At 36.0% G+C, this 23,832-nt stretch carries 18 protein-coding genes and 5 pseudogenes; 6 read left to right on the plus strand and 17 right to left on the minus strand.

Annotated elements, in window-relative coordinates; genetic code table 11:
• Position 1: 1 nt before the first annotated feature.
• The 5 genes and pseudogenes from MWH06_06710 to MWH06_06730 form a co-directional block, all read right to left on the minus strand.
• Positions 2 to 1,513, minus strand: a complete 1,512-nt coding sequence (locus tag MWH06_06710) for a hypothetical protein (GenBank protein UPA54924.1) — start codon at positions 1,511 to 1,513, stop codon at positions 2 to 4.
• Positions 1,510 to 1,695, minus strand: a complete 186-nt coding sequence (locus MWH06_06715) for a hypothetical protein (protein UPA54925.1) — start codon at positions 1,693 to 1,695, stop codon at positions 1,510 to 1,512. Before MWH06_06715 ends, MWH06_06710 begins: the two co-directional genes overlap by 4 nt.
• A gap of 2 nt (positions 1,696 to 1,697) precedes the next feature.
• On the minus strand, positions 1,698 to 2,915 hold the full coding sequence (locus tag MWH06_06720) for a hypothetical protein (GenBank protein ID UPA55769.1): 1,218 nt from the start codon (positions 2,913 to 2,915) through the stop codon (positions 1,698 to 1,700).
• Positions 2,887 to 4,806: pseudogene (locus MWH06_06725) on the minus strand (DUF4815 domain-containing protein). Before MWH06_06725 ends, MWH06_06720 begins: the two are co-directional and overlap by 29 nt.
• A gap of 13 nt (positions 4,807 to 4,819) precedes the next feature.
• Positions 4,820 to 5,497 carry a hypothetical protein gene (locus MWH06_06730; GenBank protein ID UPA54926.1) on the minus strand — a complete coding sequence of 226 codons (678 nt, stop codon included), beginning with the start codon at positions 5,495 to 5,497 and terminating at the stop codon, positions 4,820 to 4,822.
• Positions 5,498 to 5,749: 252 nt separating this feature from the next.
• Between MWH06_06730 and MWH06_06735 the strand changes: the two genes are divergently transcribed.
• The 6 genes and pseudogenes from MWH06_06735 (at position 5,750) to MWH06_06760 (ending at position 11,791) form a co-directional block, all read left to right on the plus strand.
• Positions 5,750 to 6,247 carry a sigma-70 family RNA polymerase sigma factor gene (locus MWH06_06735; GenBank protein UPA54927.1) on the plus strand — a complete coding sequence of 166 codons (498 nt, stop codon included), beginning with the start codon at positions 5,750 to 5,752 and terminating at the stop codon, positions 6,245 to 6,247.
• Between the two features lie 52 nt (positions 6,248 to 6,299).
• Positions 6,300 to 7,103 carry an ATP-binding protein gene (locus MWH06_06740; protein ID UPA54928.1) on the plus strand — a complete coding sequence of 268 codons (804 nt, stop codon included), beginning with the start codon at positions 6,300 to 6,302 and terminating at the stop codon, positions 7,101 to 7,103.
• 12 nt (positions 7,104 to 7,115) lie between these two features.
• Positions 7,116 to 7,937 (plus strand): helicase RepA family protein, encoded by an 822-nt coding sequence (locus tag MWH06_06745; protein ID UPA54929.1) that lies wholly within the window; start codon positions 7,116 to 7,118, stop codon positions 7,935 to 7,937.
• Positions 7,938 to 7,962: 25 nt separating this feature from the next.
• Positions 7,963 to 8,463 (plus strand): hypothetical protein, encoded by a 501-nt coding sequence (locus tag MWH06_06750; GenBank protein UPA54930.1) that lies wholly within the window; start codon positions 7,963 to 7,965, stop codon positions 8,461 to 8,463.
• Positions 8,464 to 8,616: 153 nt separating this feature from the next.
• Positions 8,617 to 9,660, plus strand: a complete 1,044-nt coding sequence (locus MWH06_06755) for an AAA family ATPase (protein ID UPA54931.1) — start codon at positions 8,617 to 8,619, stop codon at positions 9,658 to 9,660.
• A gap of 39 nt (positions 9,661 to 9,699) precedes the next feature.
• A pseudogene (locus MWH06_06760) lies at positions 9,700 to 11,791 on the plus strand (AAA family ATPase).
• A gap of 1,238 nt (positions 11,792 to 13,029) precedes the next feature.
• Here the strand turns inward: MWH06_06760 and MWH06_06765 are convergent.
• The 12 genes and pseudogenes from MWH06_06765 to MWH06_06820 form a co-directional block, all read right to left on the minus strand.
• Positions 13,030 to 14,040, minus strand: coding sequence for a virulence RhuM family protein (locus tag MWH06_06765; protein ID UPA54932.1), 1,011 nt, complete (start codon positions 14,038 to 14,040; stop codon positions 13,030 to 13,032).
• Between the two features lie 377 nt (positions 14,041 to 14,417).
• Complete coding sequence (locus MWH06_06770) at positions 14,418 to 15,524, minus strand: hypothetical protein (GenBank protein ID UPA54933.1); 1,107 nt, start codon at positions 15,522 to 15,524, stop codon at positions 14,418 to 14,420.
• Positions 15,525 to 15,674: 150 nt separating this feature from the next.
• Positions 15,675 to 16,880, minus strand: a complete 1,206-nt coding sequence (locus tag MWH06_06775) for a hypothetical protein (GenBank protein ID UPA54934.1) — start codon at positions 16,878 to 16,880, stop codon at positions 15,675 to 15,677.
• A 53-nt stretch (positions 16,881 to 16,933) separates the two neighbouring features.
• A complete protein-coding gene (locus MWH06_06780) occupies positions 16,934 to 17,473 on the minus strand; it encodes a recombinase family protein (protein ID UPA55770.1) in 540 nt (179 codons plus the stop codon).
• Between the two features lie 180 nt (positions 17,474 to 17,653).
• Positions 17,654 to 18,043, minus strand: a pseudogene (locus MWH06_06785) (recombinase family protein).
• 214 nt (positions 18,044 to 18,257) lie between these two features.
• Positions 18,258 to 19,304, minus strand: coding sequence for a recombinase family protein (locus MWH06_06790; GenBank protein ID UPA55771.1), 1,047 nt, complete (start codon positions 19,302 to 19,304; stop codon positions 18,258 to 18,260).
• Between the two features lie 177 nt (positions 19,305 to 19,481).
• Positions 19,482 to 19,874 (minus strand): annotated as a pseudogene (locus MWH06_06795) (recombinase family protein).
• The gene (locus MWH06_06800; protein UPA54935.1) at positions 19,783 to 20,034 is read right to left on the minus strand and encodes a hypothetical protein; all 252 of its coding nucleotides are present in this window, start codon (positions 20,032 to 20,034) and stop codon (positions 19,783 to 19,785) included. The pseudogene MWH06_06795 and the gene MWH06_06800 overlap by 92 nt, the downstream one beginning before the upstream one ends.
• A gap of 197 nt (positions 20,035 to 20,231) precedes the next feature.
• Entirely contained in the window at positions 20,232 to 20,795 is a 564-nt protein-coding gene (locus MWH06_06805) for an ankyrin repeat domain-containing protein (protein ID UPA54936.1), read from the minus strand.
• A gap of 164 nt (positions 20,796 to 20,959) precedes the next feature.
• A pseudogene (locus tag MWH06_06810) lies at positions 20,960 to 21,696 on the minus strand (ankyrin repeat domain-containing protein).
• A 182-nt stretch (positions 21,697 to 21,878) separates the two neighbouring features.
• On the minus strand, positions 21,879 to 23,039 hold the full coding sequence (locus MWH06_06815) for a phage tail protein (protein ID UPA54937.1): 1,161 nt from the start codon (positions 23,037 to 23,039) through the stop codon (positions 21,879 to 21,881).
• Entirely contained in the window at positions 23,039 to 23,830 is a 792-nt protein-coding gene (locus tag MWH06_06820) for a baseplate J/gp47 family protein (GenBank protein UPA54938.1), read from the minus strand. The genes MWH06_06815 and MWH06_06820 overlap by 1 nt, the downstream gene beginning before the upstream one ends.
• Between the last annotated feature and the right edge of the window lie 2 nt (positions 23,831 to 23,832).

A 23,832-nucleotide genomic window follows, 5' to 3' on the forward strand; every position in this document is an offset into this window, starting at 1 on the left:
GTTACCTCCAGAGCTCATACGTGTTAGATAATCCTGGACATTGCCAAGCTTTTAGCGTTCTCTCTACATCGATTTCAAGCCCTGCAGTTAAAAAGTTGTTACGTATGTTATAAATTCCCCACTGGATAAACTGACCATAGATATATACGTCACCTGAAAGCATACCTTCACTAACTTTTCCTCTGCTATCTAGATAAGATGATGTATACAGTAACACTGCAACTGTTTTTCCTGCTGGAATTTCTACATTCCCTGATGCAGCAAATCCTCTACTCGAACTCGTGTATTGGTAAACATTTTTCCATGTTATTTTTGAAATCCTCGATTTATTGGTATTATCAGGGGTTCCCACAAATGCTCCTGCTCCTTCGTATCCTGAACTCCAATAAGATGTACCAACAAAGTTTAATGTTCTTGTTATATCACTACTTGTGGTGTTTTTTACAAACATCACTCCAAGTGCAGCATACGGGTAGTAATATATCTGATCACGACTCACGGAATCACTGCTTGTATATGACTCTCCGTAAATAAATGTTCCTTTATTTCCCTCTATAAAACTCAGTTGTCTTGCCCGATAAAAACTAACGTAATCTGTATCGTATGTATGGCTACCTGCTAGTAGTTGCAACATACAGTCGGTTTTTGTTATATCGCTACTCCACTTTCCAAGCTCTGTCATAAAAGTTCCGTGGCCAAGGTAATTATTTTTTCTACTTAGTACTCCAAACAAGAAAGGTAATGACCCTGGTTCAACCATATTCCTCTTTTTCACTTCTTTCATAATTGATGAACTGCTAGGCACATCATTGATGGAGTTAAATTTGGTTGTCAGTGTTCTTAGCTGATTTTCCCTAATTTTTATCTCGTTTGTAAGGGATGCTTTTAATTGCTCATCTCGAGTTTCTATTTCTCCTATAATTGATGAACCAGGTGGTACATTATTAATAGCACGAAAATCTTCTACTAAACCTTTAAGACCATCTTTATGACTGTTGCTAATACTGTTTATTGCCGCAATATTGGCATCCTTTCTCGTGTCAAGTAGTGATATATGTGAATCTGATGACGCTTTTAAAGTATCCAAGGTATTAGTTTTTAGCGTATTGATCTCATTTACAGACTCTGTCTTTGCTGCAGTTATCGCCGATATTGAATCTTCCTTATTGCTGTTTATCTCATTCAAGTGTTTTTTTGCACTATCAAGAAGTTCTTTTAGCTTACCATCTGTCATCTGTACAATATCAGACACTGCACTTTTGTCAACTATTGATTCCAATGCTTTAGCAAGATATGCTAGTTGATCTGGTGTACTATTTGCTGCTAAATCCTTAAGTCTCTTTTGTATTGCATCAATTATTTCTTTTACTTTAGTCATTTGCACAACGTTGGAAATAACTTTTTTATCTATTATTAATTCCAGCGATTTCGCAAGATACGCCAGTTGATCAGGTGTGCTACTTGCTGCTAAATCCTTTATCCTTTGGTGTAATGCTTCTATTGCTTCTTTCATTCCCAAAAATTCAAAAAAGTTTCAAATCTAAATCGTTCAAAATTATTTTTAAGTTCATCTTCTCTTTCACTCATATCTTCATCTATTTTTTCTATGCTTGTGCGGATACGTACTACATCTTGTGCAGCGATGTTCTCTGGATGTGGCAAAGGATATCCTCTTTTGGTTTGGTCATCTGGCATTTCTACGTTACAATAACTCGTAGATTTTTGACTTTTGGCCGATAGACAACCGTTCCGCTTAAAACCAATTTTATCCTTGTCTCATTACCATTAAAATTTGATAGCACGTGAGTTCCCTCTACCCAATTGTCTCCGATTGGTTTTCCTGATGTTAAATTAACTAACTGCCATTCTTCCACGCTTTTTTGCACATACGCTTTAACATCTGCAGTGCCGGGTATCAGCGCATCATATGTTATGGTAATTTTAGTGTTAGCCCCTGCGGTAATGCTTCTAGTTACATAATCTCCGGACTCTGAAAGATTACCCATAACTAGCTGTAACCCAGGATATAGCACTGGACTTTTTTCCCCCGATCCTTTGAGCGCTACTTTTACCGTTAATTCCCCACTTATTCTTGCGCGCAAAGCTAATGGCAAATTATCAGACAGAAAATTTTCTTTTCCCTCTTTATCTGTTAAGATAAATTCTACATTGGTATCAAATGCTACCTTTTCAACATTTGTCAAAACTATTAAATCTGATACGTTATTTGCAGTAACTTTACCAAGATCAACAACGTGAGAATTTTCGCTAAATTTTGCAGCTAGTAGTCGAAACGTTAAATCTAAATTTTGATGTGGAGTCCACGTACTTGCATTGCTCGATGAGAGTAATACTCCTACTTGATAAGGCTGACTGGTTACCCAACGGCTATTTACTGCATCATATTTGCCAAGTTCTGCTACTTTGACCGCATTTTCCCCGTCATCGGTAAGTAATACTATTGCATATTCCTGCCCTGCATGGCAAAATACTGGCGACCAAATTATACGTGTTGCTGTGCTATCAGTATTGATCTTAGCTGGCTCGATGGAATTTTCAGCAATGACAATCTGAGAAGGCACTCCAACTGTTGTTTCCCTAATCTGCACAACAACACGTTTTTTGCCTTTATTTACAAACCATAGCTCTACACCTCCTATGTGCCTACTCTCATTTAAAGTAAATGTTTGCGCTAAAGGATCAACACGTTTGCTGGAAAAAACTCTTCTTCGCTCTTCTATGGTAATAGTTTTTTTACCAGTATATGTTGCTTCTCCGTAGCTTCCTTTATCCCCGTAAAACTGTACTAATTTAGTACCTGCTGGAATATTTGCTGGGATTTTTATTTTTCCACTTATTCGTCCTTGATTTTCCACTTTTTTTTCTCTATGCCATAGGTGTAATAGAAATGCCATCAAATTTTACTTCCTTAAGCCTTTCACCCGGCTCAAAACCTTCGATCTCAAAATCTTGTACTGCTTCTCTCATAAATTCAGCTTCATATGAATTACTTGACAGTAGCTCTGTTGTTTCTCTAGTATTAAATTGTCCTGTCACTGGACTTTTCCAAATCGTGGTAACCTCGGGCCAGTGATCGATGTTTTTGTTCATGGTAACTTTTGCAGGTATCGGATCAAATGCTTGATAAGGATTAATTTTTTCACTTTTAGTCTGTAAAAGCTGCTCCAATACCGGCTCAAGTTCATACGGCAATAAATAAGGTCCTTTGCCTCTTTCAACATCAATAATTTCCACGTCTATTGGTAAAATTAGTTCCTTATTTACTATTGCTGCAGTTTGGGAAACACCCTGATCACGCATATCATCATCAAAGAATGGATCAACAAATACTCCTTTTTTCGTGGTTGGCTCTCTTGAATTTGCATCATTGCGTAGACGCTCCTCTGCAACTAGCGCATAAAGATCTCTTATTCCACTCTTCATTGCTTCGAGTTCATTCATCGGTACTACATGGATAGCATTATTCATTACTTTCACCTTTTCCCCGTTTTTCCACGTCTAATGAATGTAGCAGAGCAAAAGTTGTCCGCTAGGTGCTTTTGGCATTGATGGTTTCCAAGGGTGGGCAATTCCCTTGATTCTTCTTACCACCCCTTTTGCATCTAGAGTAATTAAATCAAAGCGGGGCATCTTCCAGGTGTAATCTATCAAAACCAGACTATTATCAACTGCTCCTTTTACTTTGCATCCCTCTTCACTTATATCTTCAGGGCTCACCTGAGTACGACAGCGATAAGTTATTTGATAACTACTCCCAGGCGCTGGTTCTTTCCCTGCCAATGACCAATCAACGTTTCCTGCGTTTAGTTTATAATCTACACTATTTTCATAAATAACGTCTCCTTGCTTCATCTGAATAATCTCAAGTACTGCAGAGTCAGGTATCGGATCAATAGCTCCAGAGTATGAACCGTGAGTAACGGCAATTGTTTTTTGAACAGTTATATCTACTTTTTTGATTTCACTTATTGGAAAATCATTAACTTTTAGTTCCATTACTCTTTGGCTGTTTGGCTGAAAAGTATGGGGTTCTGATGCAACTGTTTTTATATCTGGATCTTCATCAAAAGAAACACGAATACTGTGAGGTAGCTCAATCTCATAGCCGTCAACATGAGCTTTTCCCTCATTAATCACAAATCCCTTTTCGTCCCCTTCTTCTCTCTGCAAACACATTACTTCTAGACCGTTTACGACGTAGGAACCATTTGCCTCCTTGTCATAACGAGCAAGTGCAGTGGTTACTATATTTGCTTGTGGTGGCGGTGAATACTGAACAAGAACACCGTTTTCAATGTTATAAATTGGATAAAATTCTCCACTTGCAGAAAAAGGGGAAGAAACACTCTCTGCTTGATAACCCCAAATGGTGGAAACTTTAAGCCTTGCTGCCCCTACTTCCTGGTAATTACGCGTATCAACTGCAGGATCACGAAGATTTTCGTCCTCAAGTTCCGTAATGGTGGAAAGGGCAAAAAAAACACCTATGCGAACTGTAGTATTTAGTGGAATAATAAACTTTTGCCCCTCGACCTTTCTAACCGCACCACGAAGATAGATTTTTCCAGCTTCAAGCGTGACTTTTTCCCCATCTATGATACAATCAGCTCCAGTTATGATATCACCATCGCGGAATATCGCATCTCCTATGCCTTTGAGCCTCAAAAGAGCATAATCTTGAATCTCATTTAATTCTGCTGACTGCAAACCCCTTCCTGCAAGGAACAAGCTTTTTTCATATTCTTTATCGGGATTAAAGCGATTGTAATAGTTATTCAAAGTCATTCTTTTCCCCTCTTCAGAATGTAACCACAAATGAAAAAGTTTCCCGAGTTGCTGCAGTTCTGATAAGTGGTACCGTGTGTTCTAAAACTAACAAGATTCCCGGATCTTCTATATCTTTTGGCTCGAAATATCTCTGTCCTGTAGGTAATCCTTCTTTTACTTTAGTACCAACCATAACCCCTAGTTCCCTGATCACTTGATTTGCTGCGTCCGTGAAATCGAAAGTAAATTTAAGGTACAAATTATTGGTTGGTACAGCGGAAGATTTAAACCTTCCGGAGGGAGTAATAAGCTCACCGTTCTCGTCTCCGCTGCAGAAGAGCATCTCATCAACAATACGTCTGCCAACTTCATTCAAGAGCTTTATAGAATTTATAGGTTCAGGTGGTGTGCTTTGAATGTACTCTATAGTCACTACATCACTTTCTGCAATTGAGCCATTTTCTACTCGTTTAATGACACCAGCAACCGTATAGTCTGTACTCGGCTGATAAGTTGTCTCTCCTGTAAAAACTTTTACGTTTTTAATGGTGGTGTGATCAAGTTTTATTTCGCCATCAAGGGTAAAAAATTTTTCTACTTTATGGTGACTTTCCCAGCCTGCATCACCACTTCCCCAAGCAAGATGTATAACTTGCTCTTTTATACTTGCTGCTATTGCTGCTCGACCTGATTGTGTGAGAATTGACACCTGTGATAAGTTTGAAAGGCTTATATAATATATATTCAGGATTTGGAAAATTTTTGTCCAAAAAAAATGAATTTTTGCCTAATTTTTTGTTGCAGTATTATTTAAAAATCGAACTGTATTATTCTCGAAAAAAAACAATAGAATATCAATAGGTTAAAAATCACATCTGTATTATTTATTTTTGTTCCTGTCCTACAAAGTGTACCTATAAGTTCTCATCCTTAAAGCTATTCATTGTTTTAAGGAGAAGTTATGAAACGTTATTCAGGTGTTGATCCTATAGTTGTTCAAAACATACAGTACCAAGTTAAAAGGTTAAAATTTTTTGAATGCTTTACTCATGAGACTCATCAAGATCTTGAGCAAGAACTCTTCTGTGAAATTTGGACTTATCTTGATAGATATGATGAAAGTAAAGGTAGCTTTAACACTTTTGTAGCAAGATTAACTGAACGTCGTGCTAACAACTTATTAGAGAAACAACTATGTATAAAACGCAATATTAATAACCACATCAATATTGAGAAAATAGAAGCTTTTGAAGATGAAGTAGCGAAACGTACTGATGTAGATTACATGATTTCAACGCTACCAAGAAAGATGCAAAAGATATGTGAGCAACTCAAGCACTTTAACTTATATGAAGTTGCTAAGATGAACAACATATCAAGAACTACTTTAAATACTATGATAAGAAAAATACGTACAAAACTCTCTTCCATTTACTACAAGGGCAAAAAGAAAAATTGAACATAAATTCTACCTTTCCTGAATATATAACATATAACATTGAGGTGAATAAATGACTTTTAAAATTTTAAACAATAATGAAAGACTGAAAACAACCACAGGCATAAAAGTAGTAATTTTTGGTCCTTACGGTATTGGTAAAACCAGCCTCTTAAAGACTATAAGTGAACCAACACTTTGTCTTGACTTTGAAGCAGGTCTGCTTGCTGTTCAAGATTGGCAGGGAGATTCTATTAGTGTTCGTACTTGGAATCAAGCTCGTGATATTGCTTGCCTAATTGGTGGTCCAAACCCTGCACTAAAATCTGATTCAGCATATAGTCAAAAACACTATGAGCACGTATCAAGTAAATACAATGAAGAGTTTTCTAAATATCGATGTATTTTCATTGATAGCATTACTGTTGCATCTCGTTTGTGTCTCTTATGGGCAAAAATGCAACCCGAAGCTTTTTCTGAGAGATCGGGAAAACAGGATATGAGAGCTGCATATGGATTACTTGCGCAAGAGATGATGGCTTGGCTCAATCAGTTTCAGCACATTCCAAATAAAGATATCATTACCGTTGGTACTTTAGGTCAATATTTAGATGACTTCAATCGTCCGACCTGGCTACCTCAATGTGAAGGGGCTAAAACTGCCAGTGAGATTCCCGGCATTGTTGATGAAGTAATCAGCATGGTTGGCCTCAAGAAAGATGATGGAACAGAGGTGCGTTCATTTGTCTGTCAGACGATTAATTCCTGGGGATACCCGGCTAAAGATCGAAGTGGTTGCCTTGATATGGTTGAAGAACCGCATCTGGGTAAATTACTAACGAAAATCAAAGCTAAAGCCTTTTCTACTGCTGCTTAATGGAGAATAACTATGCTACAAAACATTTTTACTACTGGTCAAAAAATCCCTTTTTTCAGCGTAAAAGAGTATTTAAGTGACAAAGCACCAATCCCAGAAGACATCATCTACCCAAGAATATTAACTCCAAGGGGTTTGTTGGTATTTGGCGGGCCACCTAAAATTGGTAAAAGCGATTTTTTAATTTCATGGCTCATGCACATGGCAGCAGGCGTTTCATTTCTGGGTATGATTCCCAATCAGCCTATGAAAGTTCTCTGTCTGCAGACCGAAATTGATGATGGATATTTAAAAGAGCGTCTACAAGAGTTAAAACTCGATAAAGAGCTTTTGGATATTGGCGCAAACAACTTCATGATCACGCCAAGAGTACAACTATCGTTTAGTAGTGAGGAGATAGATGAAATAAAAAACTCTCTAGAGGACAAATGTTTTAAGCCTGATATTATCGCCATAGATCCTCTTCGTAACATCTTTAGCAGTGAATATGGCAACGAAAATGATAACAGCGCTATGCTATTCTTTTTACAAAAAACACTTGAAAGACTTCGTAATGTTGTCAATCCAGATGCCGGTATAATACTCACTCACCACACGAAAAAATTGTCCAAAAAGATGTTGGAAGAAGATCCATTTCAAGGTTTAAGTGGTGCTGGACCTTTAAGAGGGTTTTACACCACAGGAATGGTGATGTTCCGAAAGGATGAAGAAAGTGACGATGAAAAAACCGCATGTCAAATAGTATTTGAGTTACGCAATGGAAAACGTGTTCTGCGCAAGACTGTCGATAAGATAGATGGCCGCTGGCAGTTTGTTGACCAATGGAATAACTGATTTCAACTTTATTATAGGAGTACTTATGTTACAGGATTTAACTGATTTTAACAACGTGAAACTGCAAAGCAGTTTAATACCGAAAGGTACAATAGTCAAGGTAAAAATGGCAATAAAGCCGGAAGGATATGAAAGTTGGTTCACTAGGAGTCTTTCTACTGGCAGCATCTATTTAAATGCTGAATTTACTGTCACTGAAGGGCCATATGCAAAACGCAAGATTTATCAAGTAATTGGGATAAAAAGTGGTAAAGCAAACGTTGAAAAAGAAGATGTCTGGGGAGAATCTGGGCGTTCTATGCTTAGAAGTATTTTGGAGTCAGCCCGAAATATTCATCCACATGACACTTCAGAAAAAGCAGTTATTGCTAGAAAAATTAACTCTATAGCTGATTTCAACGGTTTAGAGTTTACTGCAAAAGTTGGTATTGAAGCTGATAGTAGATACGGAGACAGGAACAGAATTACTGCAGTTGTTACTCTAGAACAAAACAATAGCATTGAGTCTGATTGGATCCCGTTTTGAAGTACGATGAAGAGAAGCTCTGGATTGCTGTAATTGAGAGAGCTATCAAAGATGCAGCAGCAGAGCTAAAGAAAGAAGCAATTGAATGCGGAGTCTTTTGAAACTGTTTGTGAGCTAAGCTCTAAACGTATGAAAAACATGTATGGGGGTTTTATGTCTAAAAAGGAAATAAGAGCGTTATTAATTGATAATATTAAGGGATGTGTATCTCATCTAATTCCAGATGGTAAGTTTTACCAAGAGAAGACTTATGTTGGCAGCTTAAATGGAGATACCATTATGGTCAAAATAGTAGGTAAAAAAGCTGGTAATTGGCGTAATTTTACCACAGGGACTAGTGGTGACATTATTGATCTTTGGACTTTAATTAAAGGTAATATAGATTCTGCCAAGGAGTGGTTAAATACTAAAAATACTGAGAAATTACAAAATAAAGAAGCAAAGGGGACAATAAAAAAAGGGGGAAAGGCGTTTTCTGTAGGACAGTATTTAAGTGATCAATCTCCAATGCCGAAAGATGTCATAGGTCCAGAGATCTTAACATCAGGAGGGCTTTTAGTTATAGGCGGTACTCCAAAGGTTGGCAAAACCAGTTTTCTACTCTCTCTGTTAGCACATATGGCAGGAGGAATATCATTTCTTAATATGAAGCCTGCAAAGCCACTAAAGATACTATATTTACAGGACGAAATGAATCGTGACGGTGTGAGAAGGCGTGTACAGCAACTCAAGATTAACCAAAAGCTCATGGACTTAGTGAAAGAAAACCTAGTTATTACTGCAGAAATCAAGATAACGTTAAATGATGAAGGAATAGAGTGGATCAAAGATACTATCATGAAAAAATTTGGAACAAAGACGGTTGACCTTATTGCAATAGACTCGCTTACAACACACTTTATGATGCTGTCGTTTTTACAGAATGGAATTGAAAAATTACGCTCTATCAGCAGTGGAATAATCATGACCCATCACACTAAAAAAGTATCCACGTCTACACTGGAAAAAAATCCATTTCAAGCTTTAGTTGGAGCTAATGCGCTCAGAAGTTTCTATACATCTGGTATAGTGATGTTTCAACCAAATAGAGGTAAAAATATCCTACAGGTGGCATATGAGCTTGGGAATAGAAAACCAATACCAGCAAAATTTATTAGCAGGACTGATGGGTGTTGGAAAACTATAGCTACTGCTTAGTTTCAATTAATTAAATTTAAAATATATTTAGAGGATTTTATGGATATCTATTGTGATTTTAATACTGCAGCTCCACTAAAGAATGGACATTATAAGCCATTAGAGGAGAAAGAGCAGTTAAAAGATCAACTTTTACTAGATATCAGATCTTGTCTTTCATACCTATTACCAAGGGGAACTTTTCGTGGTGATAAGTTTTATGTGGGTGATGTACAAGGTAATAGAGGCAAAAGTACGGTAGTAGAATTAACTGGTAGTAAAGCCGGACTTTGGAAGGATTTCGAAAAAGATGAAGGTGGTGATATCATTGATCTTTGGGCAGCAGTACATGGAAGAAGTGTCAGAACAGAGTTTCCTGAAGTAATGGCTTCTATAGCTGAATGGCTTGGAAAAAAACATACTAGGAAATATAAAAATCTAGAACAATTTTTAACATGCAGTTGGAACTACTATGATGAAAACAATCAAGTTATTGTCATAGTCAACCGTTATGATCTTCCCGAAGGAAAAGAATATCGTCCTTTTGATGTGAAAAAATCTACTTTTACTGCACCAGAAATCAGACCTTTGTACAATATTCCAGGTATTTTGAAGTCCGATAAAGTTGTTCTGGTTGAAGGAGAAAAATGCGCTGAGGCACTTATAGAACAGGGGATCACTGCAACAACAGGGATGTTTGGAGCAAATGCACCAACTGATAAAATAGACTGGTCACCCCTAAAGGGTAAAAATATTACTATTTGGCCTGATAATGATGAGGCAGGTCAGAAGTATGCTGAAAATGTTATTACAAAACTCATCAGCTTAGGTATTGCATCACTTTCTATGGTTAAAATTCCAGAGGGTAAACCGAAAGGCTGGGATGCTGCTGATTATTTACAAGAAAATACAAACGTCTCTGACTTTATCAAGAATAATGCAAAAAAAGTAATTATCAAACCACCACTAAATATTTTAGACTGGACTGCAGAGCGCTTTATAGGCCCAGTACCAGAACAAAAGTTTCTTGTTGAGGGTTTATTTCCCTTGGGTGTTACCTCAATAGTAGCTGCTATGAGCGATACAGGTAAGGGTATGCTTCTTCTTGATCTTGCACTTAAAGTTGTAAGTGACAAAGATCAGATGTGTGGCTTTGGTTCGTTTGTTACTGAGCATGGGTCAGTTGTAATTTTTTCAGCAGAAGATGATGCAGGTGAGGTACACCGCCGCTTAGAACGACTTGACCCTAAGTGTGAAAGATTAAAATATAAAGACAAACTATTTATTGTACCACTGCCAAACGTTAGAGGATCACTTACAATACTCAGAAATGTTCGTGGTAAAATTGTTGAAGTCTCTCTTGAATTCGAATCTGTAATGAAACAGCTTGAGGAAATTAAAGATTTGAAGTTAGTTGTATTTGATCCTCTTTCATCGTTTATCCATGCAGACATAAATGCTGATCCTGCTGTAGGAGATTATTTAATGTGTTTATTATCTGATTTAGCAAATAGCACTGGAGCTTCAGTAATTACTGCACATCATATGAGAAAGCCAAAGAGTGAGAAACCTATATTAACTGCTGAACAAGCACGAGATGCCATCCGTGGTACCTCTGCTCTTGTTAATGGTGTCAGATGTTCCTATGCTTTTTGGCCAGTGGAAGATACAGCTAAGCCAGAGATCTTTAGGTCAATGGGGGAGATTCCAAGACAAAATGCTTTATTTTATGGGGCGGTTGTTAAGGCAAATGGGTTAGCTGATCGCACTGTACGTACTTACCTAAGAAATCAAGAAACAGGGCTACTAGAAGATATAACAGCACAATTGAAAGTTAAAAACATTAGCGATAAAAGTCTTAAGATATATCTTATCGATGCAATTAAACGATCTGCTATTGCAGGGCATCCATTTACTCATACAGGAAGTGCAGGAGTATATAAACAACGGCATAGACTGCCTGAAATTTTTCACAATATGGGAAGAGATAAATTAGAACGTATGATACAGGAACTTTTACAGGTAAAACAGTTAGTAAAAGGAATGTCTAAAGGTTCAAGAGAGGATAAGTGGCTTGACGTTACAACAGGCCCCCTTTGCTTGTGGTATAGGAAAATTCACCCCTGGAGCTGAAGATCTTAACTGCAAATAAAACTTCTGTAGGTAAATTCTTTACAGCTATTTTTAATAGATCTCTTATTCAAATACTTGTTCTGTAGGCTTTGTTGCACTGCTCCTAACCATACTTTTTCTATATGTGGATATATACAATATTCAGTTGCTAGTTTACGTTGAATACTACAATAGATAGATATATAGTAGAATGGAGAAACAACTAGAAATAGCTAAAACCATACCAGATGGGCTATTGGTTTTTCAACAGCTATGCAAGAATATTTTTACAAACAGATATTAATCTCTTGATTAAAAATTGATATCTATTATAGGTAGCATTATATTCCTAATTCCTAGGTTATCAGCTAAATAGTTAGAAATCAAGGAAGCTAAACCACGCATGAAACCTAGCTTTTTTACCTACGTTCCTAACAGTGTTCCTAGAAGGTATGTATCTAAAGTTAGCCATTATGGCTGATTTCGCTATTCCTAAAACCCTTATATATTATATATATATAATAACAATAGTAATAAATATAAATTAATAAATATATAAACTACAAAAAATAAAACTTATCAAAAAGAAAGAAGATCAAAAAGACCACTACAAAACTTATTAAGATATTTAAATTGAATAAGAAAGAACAAATGGCTCATAATTGCGTTTTGAGACGATTCTGTGACTTCAGGGTACAATTAACCCCCTCGACCTAAAGAATGCTTATAATAGCCCTTAAAATTCGATTATGATGCACCTCTAAGTCATTCTCTACTCCAAACTTTTATCTTTGTAGAAGAAACCCTGGTCTAGTCTGTCACGTTTTTTATTTGTTGTAAAATATTTTTTCAAAAAAAGTGAACAGTTTTTGTAATTTTGGTGCAACAAGAGCTGGTTATTTTAGAGGTCTTATGGAAATATAACGACTTTTATCTAAAACTCCTAAGTTTAGGTAATCTCTATAAATAATTTATAGATGAAGCTAAAGAAAAAAAGTTTGAAGTTGCTGCCATAAACATAAGCTACAAAACCCGCTTAAAATGGAGACAAAGATCAAAATTTATTTATTTACTTCTCCTTTACTCTGATTTAAAAAATAGTGTCCTTTATTGGACTTTGGAAGTAGGAACTACTGTGTTTGCAATGTAACAGAAAATGGTGCATAGAGGTGATATGACGGACAGCACTGAAAAAGTAAAGATATAGGGCTCCAAGGGTAGTGAATCTTCTCTAAAAAAGGCAAAAAGTGGATGTCATTGCGGTAGCTCATTTTTATGTCAGATAGTTATTTTCTCACTTTCTTTACTTGCTTTAATCAATTCATCAAAATCAGATTCATGTAATTTGTCCTGTATAACTCTGTACTTTTCGTATTCTCCTTCGGCTAGGGCTTTTGCAACTTCAGCACTAACTTTACCAGCATCTTTAAGTACTTCATAATCATTGAACAATAGAAATGCATCCAATTTTTCAACCCAATCCTGCATTTTCATTAGCCGATGCTTTCTTGCTTGAAGTTCTGCATAATCTAGATACATCGAAACAATGTGATTTAGTTCACTTAACTCTTTTTCAGTCAAGTAGTTTTTCGCAATACTTACATCACTCTTATGAATTTTGTTACCTGGACCATCTTTCCATGTAGTTAGCCCCATATGTGGTTTTTCGTGATCAACTCGAGAACATATCAACTCTGCTGCAGTTAAACCATAAATTGCCCAATATAATTTATTTTGTACTTTTGCGTAAAATTGTCTTGTTATATCCGAATTTGGATCATAATCTGCAGAGCATTCAGCATAAATGTCGGTAATCTTCTGGTAGAACCTACGTTCAGATGCTCGTATTTCCCTGATTTTTTCAAGTAATTCATTGAAGTAGTCTTTGCCAAACTTTGGGCCGTTTTTTAGCCGTTCACTATTCAATGCAAATCCTTTGATGATAAAATCCCTCAAAACTTTTGTAGCCCATACTCTGAAAGATGTAGCCTTTTTAGAATTAACTCGATAACCAACAGCTATAATTGCATCTAAGTTGTAAAGTTGTGTAGGATACTGTTTACCATCTTCAGCAGTATTCCGGAAAATCCGGACAACTGAATCTTTATCTAACTCTTGACTGGCAAATATGTTCTGTAAATGCTCACTAATTGTTCTGATATTAACATCAAACAACTCTGCCATTTTTTTCTGTGCAAGCCAGATGTTTTCATCTTGATACAAAACATCAATTCTCACGTCTCCGTCTGGAGTTGTATATAATAAAATTTCGTTTCCATTTATTATCATATCTACTCTACCTTACTTCAAGTAGTATATAGGTTATTTGTGAAAGAGACAAGCAAATGTGAAACATTAAAAATAGAGCTTTAGCTGATAAGCAGTTTTGAAATTATTTTAACTTTTTTTTGAGAAAATCCCGGAAAAAGTAGTAAGAAATCCGGTATATATTAGTATAGGGGCATTGAGTGTAGATGTGCTTCAAACACAAAAGCCGGCAAACGAACAGAGTAGAAAAGATTGAAGAAAGCAAAAGAAACGAGATAGGTTTTTGGTGAGTTACGTAATTGAGAATTTATATTTTTTTAAATAAGACAAAAACTGTATTTTAAAGCTAGATGTGACTTTAGGGTAAAATATACTACTTTTACTTTTCGTCAACACAGTTAACGAACTACCACAGTAAAAGGGTTAATACGGTAACCATAATCTCTACGCGATGATCCAGGCCAACCAACTGTTTGAATCACATCATTACGTTCGATGTTTAGTCCTAACTTTTTAGCTAAGGTGGTTTTTATTGTCCTTTGAATTGTGTTTAATGGTTTTCTGATGTGATGTTCTGGATCTGCTTCTTGATCAAGATTTAGATGTTTTTCTATTTGAGTTATGCTAAGCAATGTGTGTTTTTCAGGAGGTAATTCTTTTTTACAATCATGCAAAAATTGTTCAAATAATATGCGAAAAACTTTCATACATGCTACAGCTTTCTTATTCAGAATCTCTATATTGTTTACGTAAAGTGAGCCTTCTACCAATTGTAACTCTAGTAATTCTTTCTCTCTAGCAGGTTCAATTTGCTCAAGTGAAGTATGTAAAATTTGCATTGAAGTATTTGGTATTAACTCTGGTACTCCTCTTTGTACTGCTTCTTGAAATACTGCAATTAGAGTCCTACGCTGACAGAAAAGGTCAACCATTTCTACTATAGGCAAATCAAGAGGTATGTTTGGTATATTTTTTCTCAGTATTACTAATACGGTTGGATTGACTCTTAGCCTATCTATGGTTAAGAATGTTGGATTGGTGCAAAAATCAAGAATAATGAGATTTACAAATTCACCTTGGCCACCAATATAATAAACTCCTCTTTCCACCTTTTGCCACATGAAATGCGTAGTACTTAGCTGACCTTCAAACCAATGCATGATTTTCTCTGGGTTTAAATATACAGATAAGCGATGAAATCTTTGTTTCCTGTAGGTATTAGGTAAAATATCACGGTTGCAATTTTCACAAATTATATTATCGCATACTTCATCAAAATCCTTATCAATGAAAATCTCATTGTTACAGTATGGATCAACTACATTTGGCCAATCTAATTTATCTTGTCTATGAGAGCAGATAATATAGGCCCTCTCTTGCATCTTAATTAATTCAAGATTCGACAAATACTTTGCTGCTTTGATATAATTTTGATTTGAATTAACCCAGGAACTACCAGAACTAAAAATGTCAGAAATTTGCTCTTGGCAAGATTGTAAGACCATAAAATTGTTTCATGTATGCTTTAAAATCCTCTCTTTCCTTTTTATTCAACGGATGTTCAGAGTAGTAAATTGCTATGTACTCATCACTTTGCTTAAAAAATAATCCTATCTTTTTGCCTTGAAATATTATCTTCATCAATTCAATAGATTTTAGTATATCACCAATAGAAGGGTGTAAAATATAAAGCTCAGATGCAATAGGATCATGTGGTATAACGGTAAAGTAATGCAAGTGTTGCTATATTTAAAACGATTTGACTGAAATTTTAACTCAAAAGTGAATATATTTGAATCAGAGCCATCAACACAAACTTTAATGAATTTATATACTTGCTCTGCAAAGTTTTTATCCTGCGCGTTTACAAAAACACATTCAGAGCTAAAATAACGACTCGCAATGCTATTTGCTATCTCTGTAGCTTGATCAATATTTTTGGCAGTAAGATCTACTTGAGTACCATTAACTAGAAAATCCAAAATCATCCAATCTGGCTTATGACCATGAATAACCTTGTTTGAGTTTAGTAGTAAATCTATACCACTAGCTCTACGAACTAATACATATAAACGATTTTGATGGTAGAAGAAACCTTGTAATTGATTTTCAAAACCGTCATTGCGTTTAATGTCGTCTTCTTTCAGTATCTGCACTATGGTTTCCTGAGAGATGAAGTCTTTAAATGGAACATTTGGTTGTCGTGGTGTCTTTTGAAGAGCAAATGATACAGAACCTTTTCTTTGTATTTTTTCAAAGTGATAGACAGACTTTAAAAGGTTGTGATCTACATGAAACAATAGAAATAACAAAGACTTTTTGTCGTATTTATTGTTACCTTTTAGAAGGTAGGATTTCATGAGTTCCTCAGTCAATGCAGATCTTGCAATTTCACTGACAGTAGCTTCAAGCTTTGGAACCCTAGGACAATGTTGCATATTTTGATTTTGCCTACTCTGAGCAACAAATTCCTTTATTCGAAATACTATAGTTATATCATCAACGTTAACCTCTATCCTCTCAACTAATTTCCTTATTACACTACGCTTTTCTAACCAATCATATTGATCAATCTCTGACTCGATTCCAGAAGAAAACTTCCTTATGCTGCTTATGATCATTGCAAACTCTTGCTGTGTCTCTTTCTGATCTTTCATCCTTTCTTTTTCCTCTTCCACTTCTTTTAAGTGTCCTTTCATTTCTGTGATTCTTGACTCAAATTCCTCTTGATTTATGTACTCGTTAGTATAACTATCAATCAACCTTGAAATGCCTCGTTTTAATTTGCTTTCTTGCCTCTCAAGATCTTGCTCCAATGGTGACTCTTTGCTTCCCTCCAGTCTTTGTTGGTATTCATTCATCATCCCTTCCGGCTCATTCAATATGCTTCTTACTTTTTCCCATATAGCCATCTCTAATACATCTGCATGGACCGGTTTACTGTTACATATTCCCCTAACACTACTGCTAAAAGCATATATGGTGCTACAACGATAATAGTAGTTAATCCCTCCTTTTTTTTACTCCCACCACGCACACCGCAATAAGCATATCTACAGTGTTGACACACAATTAAACCTTGTAGCAGGTACGCTGCTTTCCTTTTCTGTATTCTCGCTCTTTCTCTATTTTCAGCCAGTTGTTCTTCCACTGCATTAAATAATGCCTCATCTACTATCCTTGGTATTGGAATGTAAATCCAATTCTCTTTACTTGGATAAGTAAGAGAACGCTTTTGCTGGCTGCCAGCATTTCTTTGTGGTCTTATTCTTGGTTTTGCTGGATTTGACTTTGTTTTACCAAATGCTGCTTGCCCTTTATACGCAGGATTTTTTAATATCTGCTGGATGGTGCTTCGGTTCCACATCTCTCTTCCTTTTTGTGTCCTTACTGACCTTTCTTTTAGCCTACGTATTGTTTCATTAATGCTTACTCTTTCTTCACCTATCCACATGAACAGTTTTTTTACTATTCTCGCCTCTTCTTCATTAATTTCAAATCTCCTTTCTTCACCTGTTGTGCCACTCTTTATATATCGATAACCATAAGGCGCTACAGCCATTACACTTATACAGCCTTTTCTTGCCGCATGCAGTCTTCCTCGGCGATTCCTCTCCATAATCTTTGCTCGTTCATACTCTGCTATTGCTCCTTGCATTTGTAGTAGTAAATTAGATTCTGGACTATTACCAACCTGATGGTTTAAAAAGATCACCTCGGCTCCTGCTTTTTGAAATTCTTCCAGCAATATCATCTGATGTACGTAATTACGTGATAACCTATCTGGTGAGTGAATATACACTTTATCAATTTTTCCTTCTGCTACTTTATCTCTTAATTCATCTAAACCAGGTCACTCTAATTTCGATCCACTATACCCATTATCTATGAATTTATGCTCATTTAGTAGCTCTTGCTTATCCTCATTAATTCTACGCTCCAACTCAGCTACTTGACTTTCTATTGTTCCTTCTTGTACTTGCCTCTTCGATGAAACTCTTGCATATAAGCTCACTACTTTCATTTGCACCTTTCTTTCCTCCTTTAACTTCTCACACTAAACTCATAACAGCTTTTTACAGTTTGTTGTTCTTACAGTTAGTAGCTCTTCTGTGAAAAACTACCTATTCTCATTCTGTCTTACAATTTTTCCTACAAATTCACCTTTTGTTTTCCCCGTCTACTATATCAATTCTTTTTTATTGACCTCGCCTATTTCTATCATAAATTGCTGCACCTTACTCGCTTTCTGGTCGTGCAATTCTTTCTCTGATAGCTTGTATATCTTGATTTTGTTTATTTTGGGTAACAAATTCTTTTATTCGAAATACTATAGTTATATTATCAACGTTAATCTCTATTCTCTCAATTAACTTCCTTATTACACTACGTTTATCTAACCAATCCAATTGATCTAGCTCTAATTTTATCCCAGAATAAAACTCCTTTATGTTACCTATTATATTAGTCAACTCTTCCTGTACCTCTTTCTTATCTTTTATCCTTTTCTTTTCCTCTTCCTTTTCTTTTAATCGCTGTTTCATTCCTTTGATTCTTAACTCGAATTCCTCTTGATTTATATACCCACTTGCATAACTATCAATCAGCCCAGAAATACCTCGTTTTAATTTGCTTTCTTCCCTCTCAAGACCTTCCTCCAATAGCAACTCTTTACTTCCTAGCAGGTGCCGTTGATATTCATTTATCAACCTTTCTGGTTTCTTCAATATACCTTTTACTTTTTTCCATATAGTTGTTTCTAATGCATCTGCTTGCACCGGTCTGTTGCCGCATGCTTCCTTATAACTTGGAGCAATACAACAATAATAAGAATGATAGTAGGTTCCCCTCCTATTTATAGTAGATGCACCGCAATAAGCATATCTACAGCGTTGACACACAGTTAAACCTTGTAGCAGGTACGCTACTTTCCTTTTCTGTCTTTTCACTCTTTCTCTATTTTCAGCCAGTTGCTCTTGTACTGTATTAAACAATTCTTCATCAACTATTCTTGGTACTGCAATATAAATCCAATTCTCTTTATCTTGGGAGTACCTAGAACAACTTTTCTGCCTACCAGCATTCCGTTGTGGCCTTATTTCTGGTTTTACTTGGCCTGCCTTAGTCCTGCCATACACTGCTTGCCCTTTGTATACAGGATTTTTTAATATCTGACTGATGGTGCTTCTGTTCCACCTCTCTTCTCCTGTTTGTGTCCTTATTGACCTTTCTTTTAGTCTACATATTACCTCTATAGTTCCTATTCTTTCTTTCCCTACCCACATGAACAATTCTCTCACTACTTTTGCTTCCTCTTCATTAATTTCAAGTTTCCCTTCTTCACCTATTGTGCCCTTCTTTATGTATCGATAACCATAAGATGCTTTGCCTATTACACTGACACTGCCTCTTCTTGCCGCATGGAGTTTTCCCCGCCGATACCGTTCCATCATCTTCGCTCGTTCATACTCCGCTACTGCTCCCTGCATTTGCAATAGTAAGTTTGACTCCGGACTTTTATCCGTTTTATAGTTTAAAAAGATTACCTCTACTCCTGCTTTTTCAAATTCTTCGAGCAAGATCATTTAATATACAGTTTTTCGTGATAACCTATCTGGTGAATGAATATAAATTTTATCAATTTCTCCTTTTCCTACTTTATCGCGTAACCTATCTAAATCGGGACGCTCTAAATCTGATCCACTATACCCATTGTCTATGAATCTATACTCATTTAGTAGCTTGTGCTCATCTTCACTAATTCTACGCTCCAACTCCGCTATTTGACTCTCTATTGTTCCCTTCTGTGCTTGCTTTTCTGATGATACTCTCGCATATAAACTCACTACTTTCATTTCTTTCTTTCTCTCTATTTTCTTTTTTTCTCTTTATTAATCTCTCTATCAGTTGCCCGTATACATCCGATAAGCGTTTATCTGCTAACTCATCAGGCTCATATCGACAGATCACAGTTAACGTTCTTTTTCTCATAGTTTCTCCTGTAAATGTTTTCATAGTTCAGGAGCCTTACTACTCCCTTTTTCCATAAATCCATTACTCTTGCGAAAAAGACGCAACTGTTAACCTTTGTTTTACTTTTATGCACAATTTTGGAAACACATAGCGCTATCTTTCATCCATTAAGCTCTCTTCCAAATAATTGTCCCTTTTCCCTCAACGGTTTTCTCTCTAATACCATTTCCTTCCTTTTCTCAATCAACTTCCATAACCTTCTGCTTCGCCACTAACTCTCTTATTATCTCCTTAGTCTTTGCCATATATGCCAGATCTATTGGTGTATATCCTTTATGATCTCTCGCATTTACATTACCTCCCGCTTCTAATATTGCCCTCACGTTCCCTATTTCCCTCATAAATACTGCTTCATGCAGGGGGGTCCTTCCTATGTAGTTCCCAGTATTAATATTTGACCCTCCTTTTATTAGCTCCCTTACCGTTTCTTCATACCCCATTAGGCTCGCATAATGTAATGCCGTATTTCTTTTACCGTTTCTAGCATTTACATCTGCTTCTTTTTCCAACAGTACTTTTACATTCTCTACCTTTCCATAGAATGCTGCTAGGTGTAATGGTGTTTCTCCGCTTTTGTTTTCTATATTTGTTTTCGCTCCCTTTTCTATCAGTAACTTTATCACTTCTGGCTCTGACACTTGTGCTGCTCGGTGCAATATTGTGCAACCTTCTGCGTCTTTTTCATTTATTCCATGAAATGAATTCTCCTTTAATTTTTCCACTCTTTTATTTAAATTGAACATTTTAGTTACCCCACTATAAAAACCACAAAATTTTAGTGCTTGGTAAATTTTTTTTGTTTACCTAACACTATTTCAGCTATGCCTGTTTTACCATCAAAAGCAAGTTTTTTTTACAAAATATATACATTTTTTCGTATATTATATTAAAATATATATTTATATACTTAATATCTTAAGTCTGCCTCCACCACTTCATTTATCATTTCGTTCACTCGGCTCATTATCTTGCTTGCTAAATTTTGACATTCTTTCTTTATTGATGATTTGTCTCTCTTCCTTATTTCTTCTATCTCTATTATTTTTAACTCAGGTAAATAGCTCCTATCCAACATATCTGCTATTTCTCCCACTAGACCCTCTATTCCATAGCACGTCAGTTTTCTACTTTTTGTTATTCCTCCTTGTTCTCTTAAGAATTTACTCGCCTTTTCACTCTCTTTGCTATCTCACATAGACGATACTTTTCACTTTCCCAGATATAGTACATTGGTGTTGCACCATACTTATTCAGTTGATTAACTTCAGCCCCTGCCTTTACTAGCTCTTTTATTATTTCAACTCCTGCTCCTCCTATTTTGCACGCAGAGTGCAGTGGCGTACATCCAGTGACATATTGAGTAGCATTTACTTCCGCTCCCGACCTTATCAGCACCTTTACATTTTCTAAGCTTTTCGCAAATACTGCACAGTGTAGTGGTGTATAACCATTTTTATCTCTTGCATTGACCTCCGCTCCTTTTTGTATTAATAACCTCACTGTTTTGCGATCAGAGATTTCTACTGCATGGTGCAATACTGTTTCTCCTTTTTCATCTTTTTCGTTAATATTCTTAAACGAGTTCTCTAATAATTCATAAAATGACTTATTAAAAGCTTCTCTCTTTTCCTTGCTAAACCTCATACATACCTCACTATAAAAACATACGCCAATTTGGCTCACTTCAGTGCAAGATCTATTTCTTATGTTTACCTACACCTACCTAATTTATAGCTGTTTTAGTATAAAAAGGCAAGTCTTTTTTGCGTAGTACACCTTTTTTAACTAAATACTAATATAGTATATGAAGATATAAATATATATATTTAGTATATTAAGCATATGGGCTGTCTTTCTTTCCAAGACCTGTTCAAATGACGATGTTCATGCCAAGTTAAGACACCTCCGTACAATACTAAAATGTAATTTTCTAGCTCGTATGTTGCATTTTTTTGCTTTGAATCCAATTCGTTTTCAAAATGAATGTAGTGTTCTGCTACGCTAAATCTTATTATTTTGGGGGTAGAGAAATTCTTTACTTGATAGTGGTGAACGGCAAAAAATCTTTCTAAAATTGGTTTATATTTTAAATTCCACACTTGTTCAGATAGCTTATCACTTCCTAGTAAAAACCTTTTTCCCCTCTCTTCTATACTACTTACTGGAAAACATGCATTTATTTCCCCTAAACTCCAACTGTCCAATAATACTATCTGCGCTTTCGCAAACTTAATCTCAGGTAATAAGCTCTGTGGTAGCGGATATAGCGCTTTGAAGTTATACCACACATGATTTCTTTCATAAATACCGTCATAATTCTTTGTGTGAGGCTCAGTTTCTCCAAGGATTGCTACATCCAACCGATATATATCATTGCTTAAAGCTCGTTCATAATGATCGCGTAGATAGTTTTCTACAATCCTAATAACTGGACCATGAGACATGAAAAAATTTACTCTTCCAAATGATAACACTGGGCCATCTTTTTCTATTTTTACCCCCGAATAGTCAGAAAGAAGATCTCCAAATAAACTCTCATCCAATATAAATCTCTGCGCATTATAATAATCGTTAAAAATCCTCATTAGTCTCGATCTTGCAGGTAGTGATAGTTTTGCTAATTCTACTACTGCATCAACAAAGAAATCATTTGGTACGTCTCTTATCCCTACCTGCAACTCAAAAAAGTGTTTACCGGGTGGCTCTTCAATAATTGTAATATCTTCTATATTTGCCCATTTTAATGCTATTTTCAGTGATTCCAGTGTTCCTCTTAAACGCTGAAATTTTATTCCTTCCTCTACGGCTTTTCTTTTGTCTTTTGCCCAACGTAGAATCTCTTCTAACCCATATTCCTCTATTATCCATGGTAATACTTTTTCCCCTGGGCTAAATTTAAACCCTCTGATACAACCAGGATCTACTTTGTAATCTACTGCATCAACCAGCGCTTTTTCTTGCTTTGTTGCGTTTGGCGGTAATAGCATTAATTTAACTCAACATTTAAACTTTTTAAGAAAGCGCACTCATTCCCCAGTACCACAACATCCTCTCTTGGCTCGATTAATTCCACGTTTTCCACTCCTTCCACAAACAAATTTGCTATAATCCACGATTTCGTTACTTTCCATCCTAATCTTTTCGTTGTTTCAAATTTTTCGATAAATTTCTTCTTCACCGTTTCAATAATATCTGGTCTTTTAATGCTAATTCTGCTGTGGATATCTATTTCAATAATATTGCAACCAACTACTGTTATCGTATCTGTCAATACCCTTATATCATCCCTGGTGACTCGCTTTCTTACAATATCAAGTAGTTCTTCAGACGCTATGCCATTTGTGGATAACTCCGTGGATAAAATCGAGATCTCTACACTTCCTGGCACTTTTGATTCAACTAGCGCATCCTTTACTCTACTATCTGCTGAGAGTGCTTGAAACCGATAATTTCCTCCCGTGCTCCAGCCAACTATTTTTGCCTTGATTCTTTTCCTAAAACTTTCATCATTTTCCCCGTTCTCCCTTTCCACTCCGTAAAATTCAGCTAAATTATCAAGATCATTTCCCATTGCAAACTTCAGTAAATTACTTTTTACTGCTTCATTTATTCTTTCTCTGAGCAAAAGTTCTCGCCATGCTGCTACTTCTAAAATCTTTATTGCTGGATCACTTTCTACCAATGCTGTAAAACTTTCATCTCGACGTATCAACTCCTCTTTCATTCGCGAAAAGATTTCTTCGAAGTTCAGTGGTTCGATAATATTTGGCTGCTCCATCT

This window comes from Wolbachia pipientis, assembly GCA_023052945.1.
In the GTDB taxonomy this organism is placed as follows: Bacteria; Pseudomonadota; Alphaproteobacteria; order Rickettsiales; family Anaplasmataceae; genus Wolbachia.

What these genes read in the sequence shown, in the direction of transcription:
- MWH06_06710 (UPA54924.1), bottom strand. Translation starts at nt 1,513, where the DNA reads ATGAAAGAAGCAATAGAAGCATTACACCAAAGGATAAAGGATTTAGCA.
- MWH06_06715 (UPA54925.1), bottom strand. Translation starts at nt 1,695, where the DNA reads ATGCCAGATGACCAAACCAAAAGAGGATATCCTTTGCCACATCCAGAG.
- MWH06_06720 (UPA55769.1), bottom strand. Translation starts at nt 2,915, where the DNA reads ATGGCATTTCTATTACACCTATGGCATAGAGAAAAAAAAGTGGAAAAT.
- MWH06_06735 (UPA54927.1), top strand. Translation starts at nt 5,750, where the DNA reads ATGAAACGTTATTCAGGTGTTGATCCTATAGTTGTTCAAAACATACAG.
- MWH06_06740 (UPA54928.1), top strand. Translation starts at nt 6,300, where the DNA reads ATGACTTTTAAAATTTTAAACAATAATGAAAGACTGAAAACAACCACA.
- MWH06_06745 (UPA54929.1), top strand. Translation starts at nt 7,116, where the DNA reads ATGCTACAAAACATTTTTACTACTGGTCAAAAAATCCCTTTTTTCAGC.
- MWH06_06750 (UPA54930.1), top strand. Translation starts at nt 7,963, where the DNA reads ATGTTACAGGATTTAACTGATTTTAACAACGTGAAACTGCAAAGCAGT.
- MWH06_06755 (UPA54931.1), top strand. Translation starts at nt 8,617, where the DNA reads ATGTCTAAAAAGGAAATAAGAGCGTTATTAATTGATAATATTAAGGGA.
- MWH06_06765 (UPA54932.1), bottom strand. Translation starts at nt 14,040, where the DNA reads ATGATAATAAATGGAAACGAAATTTTATTATATACAACTCCAGACGGA.
- MWH06_06770 (UPA54933.1), bottom strand. Translation starts at nt 15,524, where the DNA reads ATGGTCTTACAATCTTGCCAAGAGCAAATTTCTGACATTTTTAGTTCT.
- MWH06_06775 (UPA54934.1), bottom strand. Translation starts at nt 16,880, where the DNA reads ATGAATGAATACCAACAAAGACTGGAGGGAAGCAAAGAGTCACCATTG.
- MWH06_06780 (UPA55770.1), bottom strand. Translation starts at nt 17,473, where the DNA reads ATGTGGATAGGTGAAGAAAGAGTAAGCATTAATGAAACAATACGTAGG.
- MWH06_06790 (UPA55771.1), bottom strand. Translation starts at nt 19,304, where the DNA reads ATGTGGGTAGGGAAAGAAAGAATAGGAACTATAGAGGTAATATGTAGA.
- MWH06_06800 (UPA54935.1), bottom strand. Translation starts at nt 20,034, where the DNA reads ATGAAAACATTTACAGGAGAAACTATGAGAAAAAGAACGTTAACTGTG.
- MWH06_06805 (UPA54936.1), bottom strand. Translation starts at nt 20,795, where the DNA reads ATGTTCAATTTAAATAAAAGAGTGGAAAAATTAAAGGAGAATTCATTT.
- MWH06_06815 (UPA54937.1), bottom strand. Translation starts at nt 23,039, where the DNA reads ATGCTATTACCGCCAAACGCAACAAAGCAAGAAAAAGCGCTGGTTGAT.
- MWH06_06820 (UPA54938.1), bottom strand. Translation starts at nt 23,830, where the DNA reads ATGGAGCAGCCAAATATTATCGAACCACTGAACTTCGAAGAAATCTTT.